We start from the raw sequence: 18,591 nt of genomic DNA, 5'->3' as shown, positions 1-18,591 counted from the left end.
TGGCTTCGCGCATTGATTCTGATGCTCAAACGCCTCACGCTGGTGCCTTCTCGAGGTCTCGCTGCGTACTCGGCGTGGATATGGCCTCGTCGGGAGAGGCCAACGACCACACCGTCAGATACGCCAGCCCGAAGAACGCGGCGACTGCCAGCGCCACACCGGTATGTGCGACGAAGGCGAACGGGGAGCTGACCCACTCCAGGGTGCTCGCGGCCACCGCGCCGGGACGGTGAATCAGGTCCCATGAATTCCAGCGCTGGAAGCGTCCGATCACCACACCGACGGCGCACAGACCCACCGAGATGACGACGACTGTCCATCCGGTGACCGCGCCGTAGTCGCGCTGGATCCGTCTGTGTACCAACCGCAGTGACACCACACCGAGGATGATTCCGGTCCAGGCCGCGACGCCGTACTGCAGGACGTGACGCCAGAAGGCGATCCCGTCGATCAGGTGCACCAGGTCAGTGACGAGATACGGCGCATTCGGTAGGAAGATGAGCCATAACAGCCCGATTGGAACCAGCCAAATGCGCTGTCGCACAGCCGAAAACGCCAGGGCGGCGAAGACGGGAAGCCAGGCGAGGAACAGATTCCAGATGAGGAACCGGGTGGGGTAGAACATCGGCGCCGCGGGGTCGGTGATGCCGAGCAGGACGGTCAACACGCTGGTTGCGACCAGCGAGAGAACCAGCACGGCACGTCGGGCTTCAGTCATGCGACCAGTTTGCCCGAAGTTGTCAGCCGGCGACGGCGCGGATGAACCCAACCGCCGCATCCTCCAGTTGCTTCAGCCCCGGATCCTCGAGCGGATAGTGGCCTGCCAGCTCCAGCGGCACCACCGTCACCGGCACCTTGGTGATGGGGTCGAGCACCGGCTTGCTGAATTCGTATGGGGTCCAGCGGTCTTCGTCGGGCTGGGTGAGCATGACCGGACACACGTCGAAATCGGCGGGCTCGACGGCGGGCGCATAGCTCATGTACTCGGCCAGAAATTTCACGCTGACCCAGTTCGCCGCGGAGGTGCGGTCTTTCATCAAGACCTTCATCGCCGCGCGGCTGTTCGCGAGCGTGCTCATCTTCGCGGCCAGCCACATCGGGTACCGGACCCGCCGCGCGGGCGTCTTCGCCGCGAGCCGCAGGAAGGGCACGCCGACCCGCGCGGTCAGCAGGTCGTGCGCGGTGCCGTCGGCCACCTCGCGTACGCGCTGGTCCAGGAACGTCATGCCGATGATCCCGCGCACCGTGTCTCGCGGTGCCTTCGCGGCGACGTGATAGGCGAGCATGCCGCCGGCGCTGAGCCCGTACAGCACGATGGGTCGCACGTCGCGGCGCCGCTCGTACTCCAGGTAGTCGACCACCAGATCAACCCAGTCGCCGTATCCCGGAACCGTCCCCGGCGCCGTATCGGTGAGGCCGTAGCCCAGGTTGTCTATCGCCACCGTCTCGAAGCCCCTTTGCGCCAACGGTGCACCGAGAATCAGCGACATCTGACGGCCGTTGGTGCCGACGCCGTGCAGCAGTACCACCTTGACCGGGGCCGCGGGGTTGGCGTAGCGATCCAGGTGTACCTGGTTGCCTCGCCATTCCCAGAACTCCTCGGACGGTGCCGTCGATTCGTCGAGGCGCAGCCGCTCGGGAAGGAACATCTGCAGGTCTTTCCAGGACTGTTGGTCGCGGTAGTAGCGAGGCATGCGCCAACCCTATGTGTCGTCTGGGTACGGCGATACCCCGGAATGCACGAAGCCCCCGTCTCCCAGCGGGAAACGGGGGCTTCGTGATCAGCGAATCAGAAGGCGGCTTCGTCAAGCTCCATGATGTCGTTGTCGACGTTGTCCAGGATGGCCCGGGTCGAGGTCAGCACCGGCAGCATGTTCTTCGCGAAGAACGAGGCAACCGCGATCTTGCCCTCGTAGAAGGACTTATCGGCGCCGGTGGCGCCGGCATCCAGGGCGGCGATTGCCACGGCGGCCTGACGCTGCAACAGCCAGCCGATCAGCAGGTCGCCGACGCTCATCAGGAAGCGCACGGAGGCCGTGCCGACCTTGTAGACCTGAGTGATTTCCTGCTGGGCGGCCATCAGGTTGGTGGTCATGGTCGCGGCCATGCCCTGCACGTCCTCCAGAGCCGTTGCGAGCAGCGCACGTTCGGCCTTCAGACGGCCGTTGCCGGTCTCACTCTTGATGAACTCCTCGATCTGCCCGGACACGTAGGCCAGCGACTTGCCCTGGTCCTTGACGATCTTGCGGAAGAAGAAGTCCTGAGCCTGGATCGCCGTGGTGCCCTCGTACAGCGAGTCGATCTTCGCGTCACGGATGTACTGCTCAATCGGGTAGTCCTGCAGGAAGCCGGAACCGCCGAAGGTCTGCAGGCTTTCGGTGAGCTTCTCGTAGGCGCGCTCCGAGCCCACACCCTTGATGATCGGCAGCAGCAGGTCGTTGAGCTTGACCGCATCCTCAGCCTCGACACCGTTGAGGGTCTTGGCGGCCACGGCGTCCTGGAAGGTGGTGGCGTAGAGGTACAGCGCACGCAGGCCCTCGGCGTACGCCTTCTGGGTCATCAGCGAGCGGCGCACGTCCGGGTGGTGCGTGATGGTGACGCGCGGAGCGGTCTTGTCGGTCAACTGCGTCATGTCCGCACCCTGTACGCGAGTCTTGGCGTACTCCAACGCATTCAGGTAGCCGGTCGACAGGGTCGCGATGGCCTTGGTGCCAACCATCATGCGGGCCTGCTCGATGACGTCGAACATCTGCGCAATGCCGTTGTGCACCTCGCCCACGAGCCAGCCCTTGGCGGGAACGCCGTGCTGGCCCAGGCTCAGCTCGCAGGTGGCGGAAACCTTCAGGCCCATCTTGTGCTCGACGTTGGTGACGAAGACGCCGTTGCGCTCGCCCGGCTCGCCGGTGGTGAAGTCCGGGATGAACTTGGGCACGAAGAACAGCGACAGACCCTTGGTGCCGGGGCCGGCTCCCTCGGGGCGAGCCAGCACCAGGTGCAGGATGTTCTCGAACATGTCGTCGGAGTCACCCGAGGTGATGAAGCGCTTCACACCGTCGATGTGCCAGGAGCCGTCGTCCTGCTTGACGGCCTTGGTGCGTCCGGCGCCCACGTCCGAACCCGCGTCGGGCTCGGTGAGCACCATGGTGGCGCCCCAGCCGCGCTCGGCGGCGAACTTGGCCCACTCCTTCTGCTCATCGGTGGCCACGTTGTAGAAGATCTGGGCGAAACCTGCACCGCCGCTGTACATCCAGACTGCGGGGTTGGCGCCCAGGATCATCTCCTGGATGGCCCACATCAATGAGCGGGGAACGGGGCTTCCGCCCAGCTCCTCGATCAGGCCGAGGCGGTCCCAGCCGGCGTCGGTGATCGCCTTGACCGACTTCTTGAACGCCGCGGGGATGGACACCGAATGGGTCTCCGGGTCGAAGACCGGCGGGTTGCGGTCGCCCTCGACGAACGAATCGGCCAGTGGCCCCTCGGCGAGAGTCCGCATCTCGGAAAGGAACGTGCGAGCGGTGTCTTCGTCCAGCTCGGGGAATTCCTCGCCGCCGAATACCTGCTGAATGTTGTAGAGCTCGAAGAGGTTGAACTCCAGGTCGCGGACGTTCGACTTGTAGTGGCCCATGTGCGTCATTGCCTTTTCTCGTGGGTCTAACTGTGTCTCGGGGGGCTGTACTGATGTTCGGTTGGGTTCTTACTTGTGATTAAGTTACCCACCGGTAACAACTGAACTATACCGTCGAGTGGCGAATGGCAAAAGTCCTGATCTTGTGGCCGTTGTCACAATTTGACATCGCAGGTCAGGGGCCGTTTCCGGGCGCTGGAGATGAGTGATGTCGGTGGTGTGGTGTTGGCTTATGGGTGCCAGCTCACAGCCCATGAGAGGAACACCCGTGCCTGCCATGTCCCCGCCCGTCCCCACCGAGTTGGACGGTCTGATCGAATACATCGCGCAACAGCAAGACGCCTTCCGAATCGTGGCCTTTGGGCTCACGGACGAACAGGCCCGGTTGACGCCGACGGTGGGCACGCTGTCCGTGGGTGGGTTGATCAAGCACGTCACCAACATGCAGGGGGGATGGACCGACATGATTGTCGCCGCCCCCAGCCCAGGACCCGACCGTCAGCGCGGCGCGGACGAATTCACCCTGCGTGAGGACGAGACGCTCGCCGAAGCGTTGGCAGCATTCACCGCGCAGAGCGACGCGACGCTCGCCGCCATCAAGGAGAAGGGACTGGACACCGCGGTGCCGGTCCCGCGGTCGGCGCCATGGTTCCCCCGGGACATCGATGCATGGAACGTGCGCTGGGTGGCGCTGCACGTCATTGAGGAACTCGCCCGGCATGCCGGTCACGCCGACATCGTTCGCGAATCCATTGACGGGGCAACGATGTACGAGCTCCTGGCTGCCGCGGAGGGTTGGGAGCCTACGGATTGGCTCAAGCCGTGGACGCCTAAGGGCTAGCGGCCGTAGCGCAGGATCCTCAGGGTGGTCGCGAAACTCAGGGCGGTCGCGCTGAGGGTTCCTGCCGCGTCGCTGCGGTTGGTCGCACCGCTGGCCAGGGTGTACACGAGCAGGCCGCGCACGACGTTGAATGAGACGTGCTGCCGAATGCTGTTCGCCCCTGACGGATACGTCAAGCACGATTCCGTTCCGGTGAGCTCCTTTTGGTCATTCTGGACAGGTGGCGGCTCGTCGAACTCGAATGAGCATCGCCAGGTGGAGGCCGCACCGGGGATGGAGTACGCGATGGCGTCACACTTCTTGAGCGTGTCCGATGCGCCATCGGCTGAGAGGGCCTCGGATGCCGGGACGACCCGAATCAAGATCTCCCGCTCGGGCTTCTTGCGGTCGCGCAGGTAGAGGGTAGAGGTCTCCCGGCCCTTGGAGCGCAACATCCACACCGGATCCATGGTGTTGCAGCCCGCGGGCGTTCCGCCGATGTTGGTGGCCGTGCCCGGGGGCGTCGCCGGATTGAACTCGCCCGACTTGTAATTGGGCGCCGGGTTTTTCTCCCAACCGTCGGGATAGTCGAATTGTCCGGGCAGCAAGGTGTCGAGGATGTCGTTTGACTGGCCCGCCAGCGCTTCGCCGGGCTTCACCTTGGCGGCGTTGGGCCCGGACTGCGGCGTGGGCTTGGCGTCGGGGTCATGGCGGGGCCAGATCATGACGGCGACGGTGGCCGATGCGACCACCAGGACGACGGCACCGACGATGGCGGCAATTCGCTTGTGCTTACCGAGCGTTCGTGTCGAGTCACCTGCTGCGGGGGGTGCGACGGTCTGCACAAGGTGAGATGTCGTGGTGTGAACTGCCTGGGGTGTCGTGGTGGGCACGGATTGGGTCACTGCCTGCCGGTGCTGGGTCGGATCGGCCAGGATCTGTTGCGCGGCAAGGGCGAACTCTCCGGCGCTTTGATATCGGTCGGCGGGATTCTTGGCCATCGCCTTGGCGATCAAGGCGTCCATTGCCGCAGGCACGGCGGCGAACTGCGAGATTCGGGGTGGCGGCGTCGAGAGGTGTGCGTTGATGATCGCGGGCAGCGAGCCGGCGGACCCGAATGGCGGCTGGCCGGTGAGCATCCGAAAGAGCGTGCAGCCCAGGGCGTAGACATCGGCACGGCCGTCGACGGCTGCGCCGGACAGTACCTCGGGTGCGGCATACCCGATAGTCGCGGTCACGTTTCCCGCTGAGGTGACGGTATTGCTGTCGTCGAGCGCGCGGGTGACGCCGAAGTCGCCCAACATGATTCGGCGATCTCCCTCGGACAGCAGGATGTTGGCCGGCTTCACATCGCGGTGCACCAGGCCGCGGGCGTGCAGGTAGTCGAGAGCCTTGGCCACCTCGCTGACGACGTGGATGGCTCGGGTCAGCGACATGCGGCCGTTGACGGATTCGGAGTGTGCATCGCTGCCCTTGATGTACTGCATGGCGATCCACAGATCACCCTCCGACGTCTCACCGCGGTTGTGCACGGTGACGATGTTCGGGTGGTCCAGGGCGGCGGCAATTGAGGCTTCTCGCATGAATCGTGCGCGGAACGATGGATCGCGAGAGGCCTGGCCGCTGAGGATCTTCAGTGCCTCGGGCCGTTCCAGATTCGGATTCGCTGCCAGGTAGACGGTTCCCATGCCGCCGCGGCCGAGGACGCGCTCGACGCGATATCCGGATACCACCGTTCCCGATGGCAGGTCGCCAGCGTGCTCGCGCTGGCCACCCGGACCCGATGGGGGCCTTTCCGATGACGTCATTCCCCTGTGCGTCCCTCTCACCCGACGGTTTGGCCATCGTACTTGGGTTGTTTCCTCATGGCGGCGAAGACCGCGGCCGGCGCGAAGCCTTGGGTGATCCGCGCTCAGCGATCCTTCGGATCTCGCTCGCGAACCGTCAGTGCGCGCAATACTTGAGCTGTGGCAAACTATTGTCAGATACCGAGGAGGAGGAACCATGCGGGCGATTTGTTCGGTGGCGGTAGGGGTCGGATTAGCAGTCGCGGTGTTCGCTGCGCCGATTGCTTCGGCGCTACCCGGGGAGGGGTCCGTTGCGGTCCAATGCCAGGTGTACGCCAACAACAACTTCGGTCCACCTGGATTTGGCCCGGGCAGCATGCCAGGCATGGGGTTCGGCATGAAGCAGTGGGCAGGCTCGGTGATCGGCCGCGGAAGTAACGAGCCCGAGGCGCGTCAAGATGCGGAGCGGCAGATGTGGGGTCCGTATGGCATGGCCCCCGAGCTCCGCGACTGTGTACCTGCGGCGTGACAAGCGAATCAAGATCACACGTGAGCTAACGTCAGGGGCAACGCGTCAACGCAGTGGCGTTCCTGTCGCCCACGCTAGATGCTGCGGGCCTTGAATTCCGGCTCGGTCTTCTCGATGCCCGCCCTGCGCGCGATGGCGAAGTTGGCGCCTCGCATGAGGCGCAGCTGCAGGCGACGCTCCAGCCCGAAGGCGCGCCGCGGCACCATTGACCAGGCCCTGTCGAAGAGCGTCTTGGCGGCCGCCACCGAATCGGGGGAGCGGGTGAGGATCTGGTCGATGAGTTCCTGCGCGTCGGCTTCGGGGTCGGCGCTGACCTGGGTGACTAGTCCGATCTCCTTGGCGTAGAAGCCGTCGAACATCTCACCGGTCATGGTGAGTCGCTTGGCCGTGTCGATCCCGATCAATTGACTCAGCGTGACGCTTCCTGACATATCGGGGATGAGGCCCCACTTGGCTTCCAGGATGGAGAACTCGGCATCGGGTGTGGTGAACCGGAAGTCGGTGGCTAGCGCCAGCTGTAGTCCACCCCCGTAGCAGCGACCGTGGATCACGGTGATGACGGGGACGCGTAGCCGTCGCCATGCCCAGCACGCTTCCTGAAAACCGTTGGTGCCCAACCACGGTAGCGGGATGAAGTTCGCGACCACGCGGGCCGTGTCCTTCCCGGCGGCGGCGAAATCGAGACCCGTGGAAAAAGCCTCCCCCTCACCGGACAGTACGACTGCGCGGATGGAGGCGTCCGAGGCAATATGGCGGGCGGCGGCGGTGAGGCCGTTCAGCATGTCCAAGGTGAGTCCGTTGAGCTTCTCGGGTCGAGCCAAGGTCACGCGAGCCACCTGGCCCTCGACGCGTAGGGTCACATGAGACGTCATGAAGCAAGACTAGAGGTGACAACCACTTATGACGAGCAACACCACTTTGGACGCGGCCACGCTGCGTGAGGCGTTCGGGCACTTCCCGACCGGCGTGGTCGCGATTGCCGCGGAGATCGGCGGAACGCGAACCGGTTTGGCGGCCAGCACGTTTGTGCCGGTGTCTCTGGAGCCGCCGTTGGTGGCGTTCTGTGTGCAGAACACCTCGACCACCTGGCCCAACCTGCGGGTGGCTCCGCGCCTGGGTATCAGCGTGCTGGGTGAGGCACACGACGCCGCCGCCCGCACGCTGGCTGCCAAGACCGGTGACAGGTTCGCCGGGCTGGACACCTCGACCAGCGAGACGGGAGCGGTGTTCATCGGCGGCACCACCGCCTGGATTGAGACATCCATCGAGTCGGAAGTGCCCGCCGGTGATCACGCGATCGTCATCTTGAATATCCACGCGCTCACCGTGCATTCCGCGGTGGCGCCGATCGTGTTCCACCGCAGCAAGTTCCGCAAGCTGCTCAGCTGATCAGGCGCTGGCCAGATAGGGTCCGGAGCTGTTGGTCCGCGCCCACTCTCGTTCGGCGTCCGAGTTCATCGGGGGCGGCACCTGCCCGTTGATCATCCAGAGCTCCTCGCTGGTCTCGTCGATGTGGAACTCCCAATGCAGGCCGTCTTTGGTCAGGTAGGGAGCGAGGACCTGGCCGATCCGCGCGGTGACGCGCTCCCGACTGGATTTATCGGGCAGGGTGCGGGCGATGTGGTCGACGTGGATCCGGACGCCTGCCGTGGTCTGCTCGCCGCCGACGTAGAAGTTTCCCGGCCGAACTTCCGTGAACAGCGTCACCACGTAGAACCGGGGTAGTCCCGCGGCGGTGTAGATGTCCGTGATACTCCTAGAGAGTTCGGATTTCTCATTGTCGGAGAACACATCTGGTGTGTGGTAGATGTTCCAGAGGGGCATGTCAGTTGCCCCCGGGCCGGTAGGCCAGGTTCTCGACGGGGCCCGACAGCAGCGTCTTGATTCCGGCGGTGAGATCGTCGGTCAGCACCTCGTTGTCGCCTTTCTCCAAGGCGTCGATGATGCGTTCGGCGATAACGCGTGGCGGTGTCTTGGGGACCTCGAGTGCCGACACCATGTCGGTGTCGATGAATCCGGCATGAACACCGAGCACTTGGGTCTGCTGCGATTCCAATTCCAGGCGCAGCGAGTTGGACACCGACCAGATGGCGGCCTTCGACGCTCCGTAGGCGCCGGATCCGCCCAGCCACGAGAGCACGGAGTGGATGTTCACAATGGCGCCGCCGCCGTTGGCCTTGAGGATCGGCGCGAATGCCCGGGCCACGCGCAGCGGCCCGAACACGTTGGTCTGAAATGTCGCGTCGATGCGGTCGAAGTCGCCGGTCAGCAGCGAATCGGGATAGAGCACACCGGCATTGTTGACCACGATGTCCACATCGGTCAGCTCGCGGGCGAGCTCGGTGACGGAAGCCTCGGAGGTCACCTCGAGCTGCTTGGTCGCCACCTGTTGGCGCGTGTCCTCGAACGGTTCGCGGGCGGTGCTGTACACCTTGCGTGCTCCGCGGCTGAGGACCTCATCGACGATCGCTGCACCCAAACCGCGTCGCCCTCCGGTGACCAGAACTACCTTGCCGTCGATCATCACAAGCTCCTAACTAACGTTGTCGTTAGTCAGAAACGTAGCGGCACTAGCTGAATAACGCAAGCGTTAGTTAATATGTGGTGGTGACCATGGAGTTCGAGCGACTGCTACAGGATCGCTCCCGGTGGAACACCGACGCGTGTTCGATCGGGAAGGCCCTGGATCTCCTCGGCACCAAGACAGCCTTTTTGATCGTCCGCGAATGTTTATACGGATCAACGCGATTCGACGAGTTCGCCGACAGAATCGGAGTGTCGGCACCCGCGGTTTCTCGGGCCCTCAAACAACTGGAGACCGAAGGCGTCATCGCCAAGGTCCCTTACCGCGAACCTGGGCAGCGCGAGCGCGACGGGTACGTCCTGACGCAGATGGGTCAAGATCTCCTGCCGGTCCTGCTCGCCCTGCTCAAGTGGGGGGATGAGTACCTGCAGGACGGGCGCAAACCGCTGGCGTTGATCGACAAGAAGACCGGCAGAGAAATTGAGGTTCAGGTGACCTCTCGGCCGGCCCAGACGGTTACCGCGGACGGTATAGAGATTCGGCGGACGGGGCGCTAGACGGCTACGGCAAGGCGTCCCGCGACCAGCTGCCTCGTCACGGTGGCGACTCGTTCACCCAGGTGGCGGCAGGTCTGCAGATCGGCGGGATGTACCTGATCCGGATTGGCGTCGACATCGGTCTGTGTACCCGCGCCCAGCCAGAAGCCGAGCCGGTTGAGGTCGTGCTCGCTACCGGCGGCGCTGTTCCACCCGGCGCCGAGGCCGAGGCTCACCCAATGCATGTGGTGCTGCGCGGCGAAGACGGCCATCGAGGTCAACGCATGCAGCTTGTCTCCGGCCTTGGCGCCGGAGTTCACGAATCCCGCGGCCACCTTGTCGCGCCATGCTCCTTCCATGCACCGTCGGCCTGTCTTTTCCGCGAAGGCTTGGAATCCCGCGGCCACGTTGCCCATGTAGACGGCGCTGCCGAAGATCAGCGCGTCGGCATCGTCCACGATGTCCCACTCGGTATCGGTCATATCACCGGCAGAGATCAGCGTCACCTCCGCGCCGGTCTCGCGGACACCGTCGGCGACGGCCTGGGCGAGAGCGGCGGTGTGGCCAAAGCCGGAGTGGAAGACAATAACGATGCTCGGTCCGGATCCGTTCAGAGACATGGTGATTCCTCTCAGCTCGCCGCTTCGGCGGCAATCAGTTTGGCAATTTCTTGGTAACGCTGTGGCCATTCCGGCAGGGGTTCGCCGAGGAGGTGGGCGATGAGGCGGTCGAGGAAGGCGTGGGTGCCTGGACGGAAACCGTTGGCGTGCTGGACGCTCAGGCCACGGTGTGTGAAGCGCAGCAGGGTTCCGTCCCCGTCGGCGCTCAACTCATACCGAACCACGCTGTGCGCGGGCTCCGATCCTCTTTGCGCAAGCGGCTCATCGAGGATCGCCTGTTTCCATTCGTGTTCGAGCACGTGCGGTGGTTCCCAGACGAGAACGCGACCGGTCACTCGTTTCGCCTCGGGCGGCAGCGGCGGCCCGGACGGCACCATTTCGAAATGTCCGCCGGTGTGGGTTTCCAAGGTGGTTTCACCGATCCAGGCGCGGCGCTGCTCGGGGTCCGCGATCGCCGACCACACCGTCTGCACCGGGAAGGGTAGGCGTCGCTCGAAGATGAGGGTGGCACGATCGCCGTCCACAACGAGTCGGCCCAGGCGCTTGTTCACCTGGGCTCCTCGTGTGAGCGGAAAAGGTGGCGTTCCAGCGCGTCCAGATGGTCATTCCAGAAGTGTCGATATGGGTCGATCCACTGGTCGATCTGGACCAGGCCGTCGGCGCGCAAAGCGTAGATCCGGCGTTGTGCGTCCGGTCTTACTTCGACCAGACCCACCTCGCGCAGCACGCGTAGATGCCGAGAGACGGTGGGTTGGGTCAGTCCGGGCAGTGTCGCGACGAGATCCCCGGCGGCCCAATCACCGCCGGCCAGGGCATCAAGCAGCACGCGTCTGCTTGGCTCTGCGACCGCTTCAAAGACGTCCATGATCCGAGTATCGCAGATTGTCTATATAGACACAAGCACATATAAAAGATCTGCGCGATGGCGTCCCAGACGGCAACTACGGCCTAGGGACGCTTGGAGAGTTCTTCCTGGTATCCGCGAAGGCGATCGCGGAGCTCGCGTGCGTCATCGGCGCGACCTTCGCGATCGGCCAGATCGGCGCGCAAATCGAGCTCTTTGATGGCAGTGCGGATATCCGCGACGCTCACGATGTCACCCATAGTCCGATGCTGCTCGTATCGCCCGCGGGTGGCATTGGCGACGGGCCACAAAGTCCCGCGCCAGTACTTGGAGTTCGGCGGCCGGGCGAACCGGGTTAGCGGCCGCCCATGATCGAGCGGAGCTTGCCGAGCTGCCACCTGGCCACCGGGCGCACCAGGGGCGCGGCCAGACGTAGCGGCAGCCAACCCACCCACTTCGGGGTGCCGCCAACGTTCCAAGTGAGCCGCGTCCAGCCCTCACCGGTGCTGGTCACATCGAAGATCTCGGCCGCCGAATCCAGAACCAGCGGAACGGAAAACGCGGTGATGGTGACACCCAGGCGCTGGTTGGGTTCGTTGATGACGATCTGTTCGGCCAGCACACCGAAGGTGTTGACAAAGGCCCGCTTGGTGCCGACGTCGCGCAACGCCGTGCCGGCGTAGTCGACGCCCTTGGTGAACGGGACCCAGCGCATGAACCGCTCGTCGAGCAGGGCCTTGAACACGTCATCGGGCGGGTTGGGGAAGTCTCGATGCACGGAGATCGCGAATGAGGCCTCGGTGTCGAGGTATTCGGTGAGCTGATCGGCGGCCACCGGGGTGAGGTTGAACCGTGCCGCGGTGAGTCCGCCCGCGGCCAGGACTGCCAACAGGATCAAGCCCGCAATTGCTCCGGCGGCAGCCAGACATGCGACCACGATGATGATGATCAGCCAGGTTTCCATGGCGACAACCTAGCGAACGTGCGTGTGGTTATGCGCCGTTTCTAGCGGCGGAACAGTTTGTTGCCCAACCACACGATCGGGTCGTACTTACGGTCGGCGACACGTTCCTTGAGCGGGATCAGCGCGTTGTCGGTGATGTGGATACCTTCGGGACACACGTCGGTGCAGCACTTGGTGATGTTGCAGTAGCCGAGGCCGAGCTCCTCCTGCGCCACCTCGCGGCGGTCGGCGACGTCCAGCGGGTGCATCTCCAGCTCGGCCACGCGCATCAGATAGCGCGGGCCGGCGAAGGCCTTCTTGTTCTCCTCGTGATCACGCACTGCGTGGCAGGTGTTCTGGCACAGGAAGCATTCGATGCACTTGCGGAACTCCTGCGAGCGCTCCACATCCTCCTGCTGCATCCGGTACTCGCCGGGCTTCAAGTCCTTGGGCGGGGTGAACGACTGTACTTCCCTGGCCTTTTGGTAGTTGAAGGACACATCGGTGACGAGATCCCGCATTACGGGGAACGCACGCAACGGGGTGATCGTGACGGTCTCGGACTCATCGAATGTCGACATCCGGGTCATGCACAGCAGCCGGGGCCGGCCGTTGATCTCCGCCGAGCAGGAACCGCACTTGCCCGCTTTGCAGTTCCACCGCACCGCCAAGTCGCCGGCTTGGGTCGCCTGGATTCGGTGGACGATGTCGAGCACCACCTCACCCTCGCTCACCGGCACGGTGTAATCGACGAGCTGACCGCCGGTGTCGTCGCCTCGCCAGACCCGCAGATGTGCGTCGTAAGTCGTCACGTCAGGATTTCCTTCCCGGATGGTCCGTCAGTTCTTCGGGCGTGAAGTACTTCTCCAACTCATCGATCTCGAAAATCTCTAAAAGGTCTGGGCGCAGCGGGGTTTGCGGCTCCGGGGTGACGAGCACGTCCGGCACTGCTGGATCGCCACCGGTGGTGCTGCACACCAGCAGTGTCTTGCGCCAGGTGGCATCCATGTTCGGGTGGTCGTCACGGGTGTGCCCACCGCGGCTCTCGGTGCGCAGCAGCGCCGCCTTGGCCACGCATTCGCTGACGATCAGCATGTTGCGCATGTCGATCGCCAGGTGCCAACCCGGATTGAACTGCCGGTGCCCTTCCACCGCAACATGTTTGAATCGCTCTTTGAGCTCGTTCAGTTTGACCAGGGCCTGCTCGACTTCTTCCTCCTTGCGGATGATGCCGACCAGGTCGTTCATCGCCTGCTGCAAATCGGTGTGCAGGGTGTACGGATTTTCAGCGCCCTGGGCCGCGGGGTCGCCGAAGGGCGCCAGCGCAAGAGCGGCGGCCTTGTCGATATCGGCCTCGGAGACCTGTGGGCGAGATGCGAGCCCCTTGACGTATTCGGCGGCACCCAGTCCCGCGCGCCTGCCGAAGACCAGTAAGTCGGAAAGGGAGTTGCCGCCCAACCGGTTTGAGCCGTGCATGCCTCCGGAGCATTCACCGGCCGCGAAGACGCCGGGCACCGTTGCGGCGCCGGAATCGGGATCGACCTCGATCCCGCCCATCACGTAGTGGCAGGTCGGTCCGACCTCCATATCGTCCTTGGTGATGTCGACCTCGGCGAGCTCTTTGAACTGGTGGTACATCGAGGGCAGCCGCTTCTTGATCTCCTCGGTGGGGATACGCGAAGCGATGTCCAGATACACACCGCCGTGCGGGGTGCCCCGTCCCGCCTTGACCTCGGCGTTGATGGCCCGGGCTACCTCATCACGGGGTAGCAGGTCCGGGGTGCGGCGCGCGGAATCGTTGTCCTTGAGCCACTGGTCGGCTTCTTCCTCGGTCTCGGCGTACTGGCCCTTGAAGACCGAGGGGATGTAGTCGAACATGAACCGCTTGCCTTCGGAGTTCTTCAGCACGCCACCGTCGCCGCGCACACCCTCGGTGACCAAGATGCCCTTGACCGAGGGCGGCCAGACCATGCCGGTCGGGTGAAACTGGATGAACTCCATGTTGATCAATGTCGCGCCGGCGCGTAATGCCAGGGCATGCCCGTCTCCGGTGTATTCCCAAGAGTTCGATGACACCTTGAACGACTTGCCGATACCGCCCGTTGCTAAAACCACTGCGGGGGCCTCGAACAGGATGAATCGCCCGGTCTCGCGCCAGTACCCGAAGGCGCCCGAGATCCGGGAGACGCCATCGGTGCTGTCCAGGAGAAGGTCGGTGATGGTGCATTCGTGGAAGATCTTGATGCGCGCCTCGTAGTCGCCGGTTTCGGCGAAATCCTCCTGCTGCAGCGAAACGATCTTCTGCTGCATGGTGCGGATGATCTCCAGGCCGGTGCGGTCACCGACGTGTGCCAGCCGGGGGTAGGTGTGGCCGCCGAAGTTACGCTGGCTGATTCGGCCGTCCTTGGTGCGGTCGAACAACGCGCCGTAGGTCTCTAGCTCCCAGACGCGGTCCGGGGCCTCCCTGGCGTGCAACTCCGCCATCCGCCAGTTGTTGAGGAACTTGCCGCCGCGCATGGTGTCGCCGAAGTGCACCTCCCAGCTGTCCTTGGAGTTGGCGTTACCCATCGATGCCGCGCAGCCTCCCTCGGCCATCACGGTGTGCGCCTTACCGAATAGGGACTTGCAGACCACCGCGACCTTGAAGCCCTGTTCACGTGCCTCGATGACGGCGCGCAAGCCGGCGCCACCGGCACCGATCACGACAACGTCGTATTGGTGCCGTTCGAGTTCAGCCATTAAGTAACCTCAGTTTGTTTGCGAATGTGGACACGGATTTGGTTGCTAACCAACGAATCTCAGGTCAGAGATGGTTCCGCTGGCGACCAACATGATGTACAGGTCGGTGAGGATCAGCGTGCTCAACGTGATCCAGGCATACAACATGTGCCTGGTGTTCAGCTTGCTGACCTGTGTCCAGATCCAGTACCGGACAGGGTGTTTAGAGAAGTGCTTGAGGCGCCCGCCGGTGACGTGTCGGCATGAGTGGCACGACACTGTGTACACCCACAGCAGGACGACATTGGTCACCAGGATCACGTTGCCCAGACCGAATCCGAAGCCGCCGGTCTTCTCGGAATGAAAGGCGACAACGGCGTCATAGGTGTTGACGATCGAGATGAGTGCCGCCGCGTAGAAGAAGTACCGGTGCAGGTTCTGCATGATCAGTGGCAGCTTGGTCTCGCCGGAGTACTTCGCGTGGGGTTCGGCCACCGCGCAGGCCGTCGGCGACTGCCAGACCGACCGGTAATAGGCCTTGCGGTAGTAGTAGCAGGTCAGCCGGAAGGCCAGCAGGAATGGCAGCGAGATGAACGCCATCGGGATGAACCACGGCAGCTCACCCACCCAGTGGCCGAAATGGCTGGCCCCCGGCGCGCAGGCGGTGCTTACGCAGGGCGAATAGAACGGCGTCAGGTAGTGGTACTGCGGCACCCAGTACGCGCTACCCCAGAATGCGCGCACGGTGGCGTAGATGACGAAGGTCGCCAGTCCGAGGTTGGTGAGTAATGGTGCGAGCCACCATTTGTCGGTGCGCAGGGTGCGCTGCCGAATTTGGGCACGCGAAGGCGAGAAGACCCCGGTGGCTTGACTCATCTGATTCCTTGCTCCTCGCGCAAGCGGCTCATCGAGGCTTGTCGCTCTTCGCGCAAGCGGCTCATCGATAGCCCCCCACGCCTTCGTCGTCGATATCGCCCCAGAACTCCCGGTCGTACTCGGTGTCGGGGATCTGAATCTTTTCGTTGCTCGCATGGCGGTGTTCATGCGGCGCGAGGTCCAACTCGGCGGCGTCGATATCCAGACGCTCCACGTCGTTGACAATGCGGCGCACAGCCGGCAGATCGCCGTACCGCGACTCCAGGGAATGGACACAGCGGCGCAGGCTGCCAAGTGCTTGGTTGAGCTCGGTGAGCTCCGTCTTCGTCGACATCGGACTCCTTGGGCTGAAGGTGTCGTGGATCACAGGCTACGACACCCATCTTGCCAGGAGGGGCGAACGAGAAGTGACACAAGTCACTGATGTCTTAGTTAATTCTCGATCACCGCGGGGACACGGCGATTGCGGTGCCGAGCGGTTCGTTGGTGGAGCTACCGCCGAGATCGGGGGTGCGGACGCGACCTTCCGTCAGCCGGTGGTCGACCGCACGTCGGATCGCGTTCGCCGGTTTGGCTTCATGCAGATGATCCAGGAGCATTACTCCGGCGGAGTATCTGCGCGGCGAATGCGAGCCCCCGGTGACCGCCGCCGCGAGATCGCTACCTGCGGAAATCGGGCCGCGACCTGATGAAAGATACTGTCCCAGTACGGCATTGAATGAATGGTGTCATTCGATTTGGGTGGTCGAGCGGTCGATGCGGGTAGCTCAAACGCGTATCGGATGATCCGTTCGCATCCGATCCGGGTGAAAACCGACTCCGGTAAAGCGAATTCGCTCTGACTGCCGCGATCATGAACCCGCCGATCGTCGAGTGATTGCCCTCGGAATTCTCGCGCACGAGCACCTCTCCCGAGCCCGCGAGACCGAAGTCCGCTGCGGCGATCGGTGCTGGCGACAAGCCTGCCGCGGATCGGTGGAGTAAATCCAACCGAAGCAGGGTTGGATGTAGGCATGACCGAACTCAGTGTTGATTTGACGGCCAAGGCCACCCTGCTGAAGTCGCTGCACATCCCCGGCGATCCGGTGTTTCTGCCGACGGTGTGGGATGCATGGTCGGCACGACTTGCCGTGGATGCGGGCTTCGTGGCGCTGACGGTGGGATCGCATCCCTTGGCCGATTCGGTGGGTAAGCCTGACGGCGAAGGCATGAGCTTCGAGGATGTACTCGCGCGCGTCGCGCAGATCGCCGCGGCGGCGGATGTGCCGATTTCAGTGGATATCGAATCGGGTTATGCGCAGACGCCACAACGCATTATCGAAGGGCTGCTGGAAGCAGGCGCTGTCGGCCTGAACATCGAAGACACCGTGCACAGCGAGGGCGGCCGGATTCGTGAGCCGCAGGAACACGCGGATCTTGTTGGTGCCCTGCGAGTTGCCGCCGATGAATCCGGTGTGCCGGTCGTGATCAACGCGCGCACGGATGTCATTCTGCGGCAGATCGGGGACGAATCCGATCTGGTCGATCGGGCCGTTGCTAGATTGAAGCTCGCTGCGGAGGCGGGTGCCGACTCGCTGTATCCGGTGGGGCGGCACGATCCGGATGTGCAGCGCCGCTTGACCTCTGAGCTGCCACTGCCGGTCAATGCCATCGCGGTGCCCGATGTAGACGACCCAACGTCATTCGGACCGCTGGGTGTCGGGCGGATCAGCTTCGGGCCGTTCCTGCAGCGGGCATTGTCGACACGGACCGAGGAGATCCTGGCGCGCTGGCGTTAGACAGCTTCCGCCGTCACCGGGTGCACCGCCGAAACCAACCGAGTCAGCAGGTCCGCCAGTCTTCGATACGCATCCTCTCGTCCGCTGGTCGCGCGGTACACCAGACCGACCCGGCGACCCGGCACTGGCGCGGCGAAGGTCGCGGTGGCCAGTCCGCCGCTCGCGGTTTCGGCGGTGACGGCAGTGCCGGGGATAAGAGTGACGCCGAGGCCGCCCTCGACGCATTGCACGGCGGTGGCCAACGAGGCCGCGCGTGTGTGCCCGAGATCGGGTCGCACCCCAGCGAGTTGGCACACTTCGAGGGCCTGATCGCGTAGGCAATGCCCTTCGTCCAGCAACAGCAGCGGCATCTCGGCAAGGTCGGCCGGCTCGACGTCCGTGCTGCCGGCGAGTGGGTGTCCCGCAGGCAGCGCGAGCACGAAGTCCTCCCGGTACATCGGAATCTCTGCCACGCCAGCGGTTTGCGCGGGCAAGGCCATCACCGCCACGTCCAAGGACCCGTCGGCAAGGGATCGCAGCAACCGCGCGGTCTGGTCCTCGGTGACCCGCAACGACATCTCCGGGAACTCACGGGACAGGCCGCTGAGCACCATGGGCAGCACGTAGGGGGCCACCGTCGGGATCAGTCCGAGCCGCAAGGTCTGGGCGAAGGGGTCACGGACACCACTTGCCGCGGAGGTGAATTCGTCGACAGAATGCAGCGCAGCGGTTGCCCTCTCCAGCAGTGCCTCGCCCTCGGGCGTGAGCAACACCTTGCGGGTGTTGCGTTCGATCAGCCGCACACCCAATCCCTCTTCGAGCATGGACAGGGCCTGCGAGAGCGAGGGCTGGCTGACGCCGAGCTCGGCCGCGGCACTCCCGAAGTGGCGTTTACGGGCGATAGCCACAAAAGCGCGCAGGCCGACGAGGGTGGGCTGATAGCTACGATCGGACATACCTATCAATATAGTGCGAACAATCACGTTTCATTTTGGCCGGGTTTCCGGCACGA

At 63.9% G+C, this 18,591-nt stretch carries 22 protein-coding genes and 1 pseudogene; 5 read left to right on the top strand and 18 right to left on the bottom strand.

What is annotated here, in order from left to right; all coding sequences use genetic code 11:
* Nucleotides 1–34: 34 nt before the first annotated feature.
* The 3 genes from FZI91_RS07025 to FZI91_RS07015 all read right to left on the bottom strand — a co-directional run bounded on the left by FZI91_RS07025 (nt 35) and on the right by FZI91_RS07015 (nt 3,625).
* Nucleotides 35–718 carry a DUF1361 domain-containing protein gene (locus tag FZI91_RS07025; protein WP_155938110.1) on the bottom strand — a complete coding sequence of 228 codons (684 nt, stop codon included), beginning with the start codon at nt 716–718 and terminating at the stop codon, nt 35–37.
* Nucleotides 719–740: 22 nt separating this feature from the next.
* Entirely contained in the window at nt 741–1,694 is a 954-nt protein-coding gene (locus FZI91_RS07020; protein ID WP_155938109.1) for an alpha/beta fold hydrolase, read from the bottom strand.
* Between the two features lie 95 nt (nt 1,695–1,789).
* A complete protein-coding gene (locus FZI91_RS07015; protein ID WP_155938573.1) occupies nt 1,790–3,625 on the bottom strand; it encodes an acyl-CoA dehydrogenase in 1,836 nt (611 codons plus the stop codon).
* A gap of 268 nt (nt 3,626–3,893) precedes the next feature.
* Here FZI91_RS07015 and FZI91_RS07010 point away from each other — a divergent pair, with 268 nt between their 5' ends.
* Entirely contained in the window at nt 3,894–4,466 is a 573-nt protein-coding gene (locus tag FZI91_RS07010) for a DinB family protein (RefSeq protein WP_162526481.1), read from the top strand.
* Here FZI91_RS07010 and FZI91_RS07005 read toward each other — a convergent pair.
* Nucleotides 4,463–6,253 (bottom strand): serine/threonine-protein kinase, encoded by a 1,791-nt coding sequence (locus FZI91_RS07005; RefSeq protein WP_155938107.1) that lies wholly within the window; start codon nt 6,251–6,253, stop codon nt 4,463–4,465. The genes FZI91_RS07010 and FZI91_RS07005 overlap by 4 nt on opposite strands.
* Before the next feature lie 196 nt (nt 6,254–6,449).
* On the opposite strand from FZI91_RS07005, the gene FZI91_RS07000 reads away from it, so the two are divergent.
* Nucleotides 6,450–6,761 (top strand): hypothetical protein, encoded by a 312-nt coding sequence (locus FZI91_RS07000; protein ID WP_155938106.1) that lies wholly within the window; start codon nt 6,450–6,452, stop codon nt 6,759–6,761.
* Between the two features lie 74 nt (nt 6,762–6,835).
* Here FZI91_RS07000 and FZI91_RS06995 read toward each other — a convergent pair whose 3' ends face one another.
* Nucleotides 6,836–7,633: a crotonase/enoyl-CoA hydratase family protein gene (locus tag FZI91_RS06995; protein ID WP_155938105.1), complete on the bottom strand. Its 798-nt coding sequence runs from the start codon at nt 7,631–7,633 to the stop codon at nt 6,836–6,838.
* Nucleotides 7,634–7,661: 28 nt separating this feature from the next.
* Between FZI91_RS06995 and FZI91_RS06990 the strand changes: the two genes are divergently transcribed.
* Nucleotides 7,662–8,150 (top strand): flavin reductase family protein, encoded by a 489-nt coding sequence (locus tag FZI91_RS06990; protein WP_155938104.1) that lies wholly within the window; start codon nt 7,662–7,664, stop codon nt 8,148–8,150.
* Here FZI91_RS06990 and FZI91_RS06985 read toward each other — a convergent pair whose 3' ends face one another.
* Both FZI91_RS06985 and FZI91_RS06980 read right to left on the bottom strand, forming a co-directional pair.
* On the bottom strand, nt 8,151–8,585 hold the full coding sequence (locus tag FZI91_RS06985; protein ID WP_155938103.1) for a tautomerase family protein: 435 nt from the start codon (nt 8,583–8,585) through the stop codon (nt 8,151–8,153).
* A 1-nt stretch (nt 8,586) separates the two neighbouring features.
* Complete coding sequence (locus FZI91_RS06980; RefSeq protein ID WP_155938102.1) at nt 8,587–9,285, bottom strand: SDR family oxidoreductase; 699 nt, start codon at nt 9,283–9,285, stop codon at nt 8,587–8,589.
* 89 nt (nt 9,286–9,374) lie between these two features.
* On the opposite strand from FZI91_RS06980, the gene FZI91_RS06975 reads away from it, so the two are divergent.
* Nucleotides 9,375–9,842: a helix-turn-helix domain-containing protein gene (locus FZI91_RS06975; protein ID WP_155938572.1), complete on the top strand. Its 468-nt coding sequence runs from the start codon at nt 9,375–9,377 to the stop codon at nt 9,840–9,842.
* On the opposite strand, the gene FZI91_RS06970 is transcribed toward FZI91_RS06975, so the two are convergent.
* The 10 genes and pseudogenes from FZI91_RS06970 to FZI91_RS23920 form a co-directional block, all read right to left on the bottom strand.
* Nucleotides 9,839–10,441: a flavodoxin family protein gene (locus tag FZI91_RS06970; RefSeq protein WP_155938101.1), complete on the bottom strand. Its 603-nt coding sequence runs from the start codon at nt 10,439–10,441 to the stop codon at nt 9,839–9,841. The genes FZI91_RS06975 and FZI91_RS06970 overlap by 4 nt on opposite strands.
* A gap of 11 nt (nt 10,442–10,452) precedes the next feature.
* The gene (locus tag FZI91_RS06965; protein WP_162526480.1) at nt 10,453–10,992 is read right to left on the bottom strand and encodes an SRPBCC family protein; all 540 of its coding nucleotides are present in this window, start codon (nt 10,990–10,992) and stop codon (nt 10,453–10,455) included.
* Nucleotides 10,989–11,306, bottom strand: coding sequence for a helix-turn-helix transcriptional regulator (locus FZI91_RS06960; RefSeq protein WP_155938100.1), 318 nt, complete (start codon nt 11,304–11,306; stop codon nt 10,989–10,991). The genes FZI91_RS06965 and FZI91_RS06960 overlap by 4 nt, the downstream gene beginning before the upstream one ends.
* A gap of 83 nt (nt 11,307–11,389) precedes the next feature.
* A complete protein-coding gene (locus tag FZI91_RS06955) occupies nt 11,390–11,545 on the bottom strand; it encodes a hypothetical protein (RefSeq protein ID WP_155938099.1) in 156 nt (51 codons plus the stop codon).
* 95 nt (nt 11,546–11,640) lie between these two features.
* Entirely contained in the window at nt 11,641–12,249 is a 609-nt protein-coding gene (locus tag FZI91_RS06950) for an SRPBCC family protein (protein ID WP_155938098.1), read from the bottom strand.
* A gap of 41 nt (nt 12,250–12,290) precedes the next feature.
* Nucleotides 12,291–13,040 (bottom strand): succinate dehydrogenase/fumarate reductase iron-sulfur subunit, encoded by a 750-nt coding sequence (locus FZI91_RS06945; RefSeq protein ID WP_162526479.1) that lies wholly within the window; start codon nt 13,038–13,040, stop codon nt 12,291–12,293.
* Between the two features lies 1 nt (nt 13,041).
* On the bottom strand, nt 13,042–14,967 hold the full coding sequence (locus FZI91_RS06940; protein WP_155938097.1) for a fumarate reductase/succinate dehydrogenase flavoprotein subunit: 1,926 nt from the start codon (nt 14,965–14,967) through the stop codon (nt 13,042–13,044).
* 45 nt (nt 14,968–15,012) lie between these two features.
* The gene (locus tag FZI91_RS06935) at nt 15,013–15,822 is read right to left on the bottom strand and encodes a hypothetical protein (protein ID WP_155938096.1); all 810 of its coding nucleotides are present in this window, start codon (nt 15,820–15,822) and stop codon (nt 15,013–15,015) included.
* Nucleotides 15,823–15,883: 61 nt separating this feature from the next.
* Entirely contained in the window at nt 15,884–16,156 is a 273-nt protein-coding gene (locus tag FZI91_RS06930; protein ID WP_155938095.1) for a hypothetical protein, read from the bottom strand.
* Between the two features lie 109 nt (nt 16,157–16,265).
* A pseudogene (locus FZI91_RS23920) lies at nt 16,266–16,728 on the bottom strand (tartrate dehydrogenase); the annotation flags it as partial.
* A gap of 107 nt (nt 16,729–16,835) precedes the next feature.
* Between FZI91_RS23920 and FZI91_RS06920 the strand changes: the two are divergent.
* Nucleotides 16,836–17,600 (top strand): isocitrate lyase/phosphoenolpyruvate mutase family protein, encoded by a 765-nt coding sequence (locus FZI91_RS06920; protein ID WP_155938093.1) that lies wholly within the window; start codon nt 16,836–16,838, stop codon nt 17,598–17,600.
* Here the strand turns inward: FZI91_RS06920 and FZI91_RS06915 are convergent.
* Complete coding sequence (locus FZI91_RS06915) at nt 17,597–18,535, bottom strand: hydrogen peroxide-inducible genes activator (protein WP_155938092.1); 939 nt, start codon at nt 18,533–18,535, stop codon at nt 17,597–17,599. The genes FZI91_RS06920 and FZI91_RS06915 overlap by 4 nt on opposite strands.
* Between the last annotated feature and the right edge of the window lie 56 nt (nt 18,536–18,591).

It is taken from the genome of Mycobacteroides sp. CBMA 271 (genome assembly GCF_009729205.1).
Lineage (GTDB): Bacteria > Actinomycetota > Actinomycetes > Mycobacteriales > Mycobacteriaceae > Mycobacterium.
The sequence above is the reverse complement of the archived record's forward strand: the minus strand, read 5'-3'. Positions and strand labels throughout refer to the sequence as shown.

What these genes read in the sequence shown, in the direction of transcription:
- FZI91_RS07025 (WP_155938110.1), bottom strand. Translation starts at nt 718, where the DNA reads ATGACTGAAGCCCGACGTGCCGTGCTGGTTCTCTCGCTGGTCGCAACC.
- FZI91_RS07020 (WP_155938109.1), bottom strand. Translation starts at nt 1,694, where the DNA reads ATGCCTCGCTACTACCGCGACCAACAGTCCTGGAAAGACCTGCAGATG.
- FZI91_RS07015 (WP_155938573.1), bottom strand. Translation starts at nt 3,625, where the DNA reads ATGGGCCACTACAAGTCGAACGTCCGCGACCTGGAGTTCAACCTCTTC.
- FZI91_RS07005 (WP_155938107.1), bottom strand. Translation starts at nt 6,253, where the DNA reads ATGACGTCATCGGAAAGGCCCCCATCGGGTCCGGGTGGCCAGCGCGAG.
- FZI91_RS07000 (WP_155938106.1), top strand. Translation starts at nt 6,450, where the DNA reads ATGCGGGCGATTTGTTCGGTGGCGGTAGGGGTCGGATTAGCAGTCGCG.
- FZI91_RS06995 (WP_155938105.1), bottom strand. Translation starts at nt 7,633, where the DNA reads ATGACGTCTCATGTGACCCTACGCGTCGAGGGCCAGGTGGCTCGCGTG.
- FZI91_RS06990 (WP_155938104.1), top strand. Translation starts at nt 7,662, where the DNA reads ATGACGAGCAACACCACTTTGGACGCGGCCACGCTGCGTGAGGCGTTC.
- FZI91_RS06985 (WP_155938103.1), bottom strand. Translation starts at nt 8,585, where the DNA reads ATGCCCCTCTGGAACATCTACCACACACCAGATGTGTTCTCCGACAAT.
- FZI91_RS06980 (WP_155938102.1), bottom strand. Translation starts at nt 9,285, where the DNA reads ATGATCGACGGCAAGGTAGTTCTGGTCACCGGAGGGCGACGCGGTTTG.
- FZI91_RS06975 (WP_155938572.1), top strand. Translation starts at nt 9,375, where the DNA reads ATGGAGTTCGAGCGACTGCTACAGGATCGCTCCCGGTGGAACACCGAC.
- FZI91_RS06970 (WP_155938101.1), bottom strand. Translation starts at nt 10,441, where the DNA reads ATGTCTCTGAACGGATCCGGACCGAGCATCGTTATTGTCTTCCACTCC.
- FZI91_RS06960 (WP_155938100.1), bottom strand. Translation starts at nt 11,306, where the DNA reads ATGGACGTCTTTGAAGCGGTCGCAGAGCCAAGCAGACGCGTGCTGCTT.
- FZI91_RS06955 (WP_155938099.1), bottom strand. Translation starts at nt 11,545, where the DNA reads ATGGGTGACATCGTGAGCGTCGCGGATATCCGCACTGCCATCAAAGAG.
- FZI91_RS06950 (WP_155938098.1), bottom strand. Translation starts at nt 12,249, where the DNA reads ATGGAAACCTGGCTGATCATCATCATCGTGGTCGCATGTCTGGCTGCC.
- FZI91_RS06940 (WP_155938097.1), bottom strand. Translation starts at nt 14,967, where the DNA reads ATGGCTGAACTCGAACGGCACCAATACGACGTTGTCGTGATCGGTGCC.
- FZI91_RS06935 (WP_155938096.1), bottom strand. Translation starts at nt 15,822, where the DNA reads ATGAGTCAAGCCACCGGGGTCTTCTCGCCTTCGCGTGCCCAAATTCGG.
- FZI91_RS06930 (WP_155938095.1), bottom strand. Translation starts at nt 16,156, where the DNA reads ATGTCGACGAAGACGGAGCTCACCGAGCTCAACCAAGCACTTGGCAGC.
- FZI91_RS06920 (WP_155938093.1), top strand. Translation starts at nt 16,836, where the DNA reads ATGACCGAACTCAGTGTTGATTTGACGGCCAAGGCCACCCTGCTGAAG.
- FZI91_RS06915 (WP_155938092.1), bottom strand. Translation starts at nt 18,535, where the DNA reads ATGTCCGATCGTAGCTATCAGCCCACCCTCGTCGGCCTGCGCGCTTTT.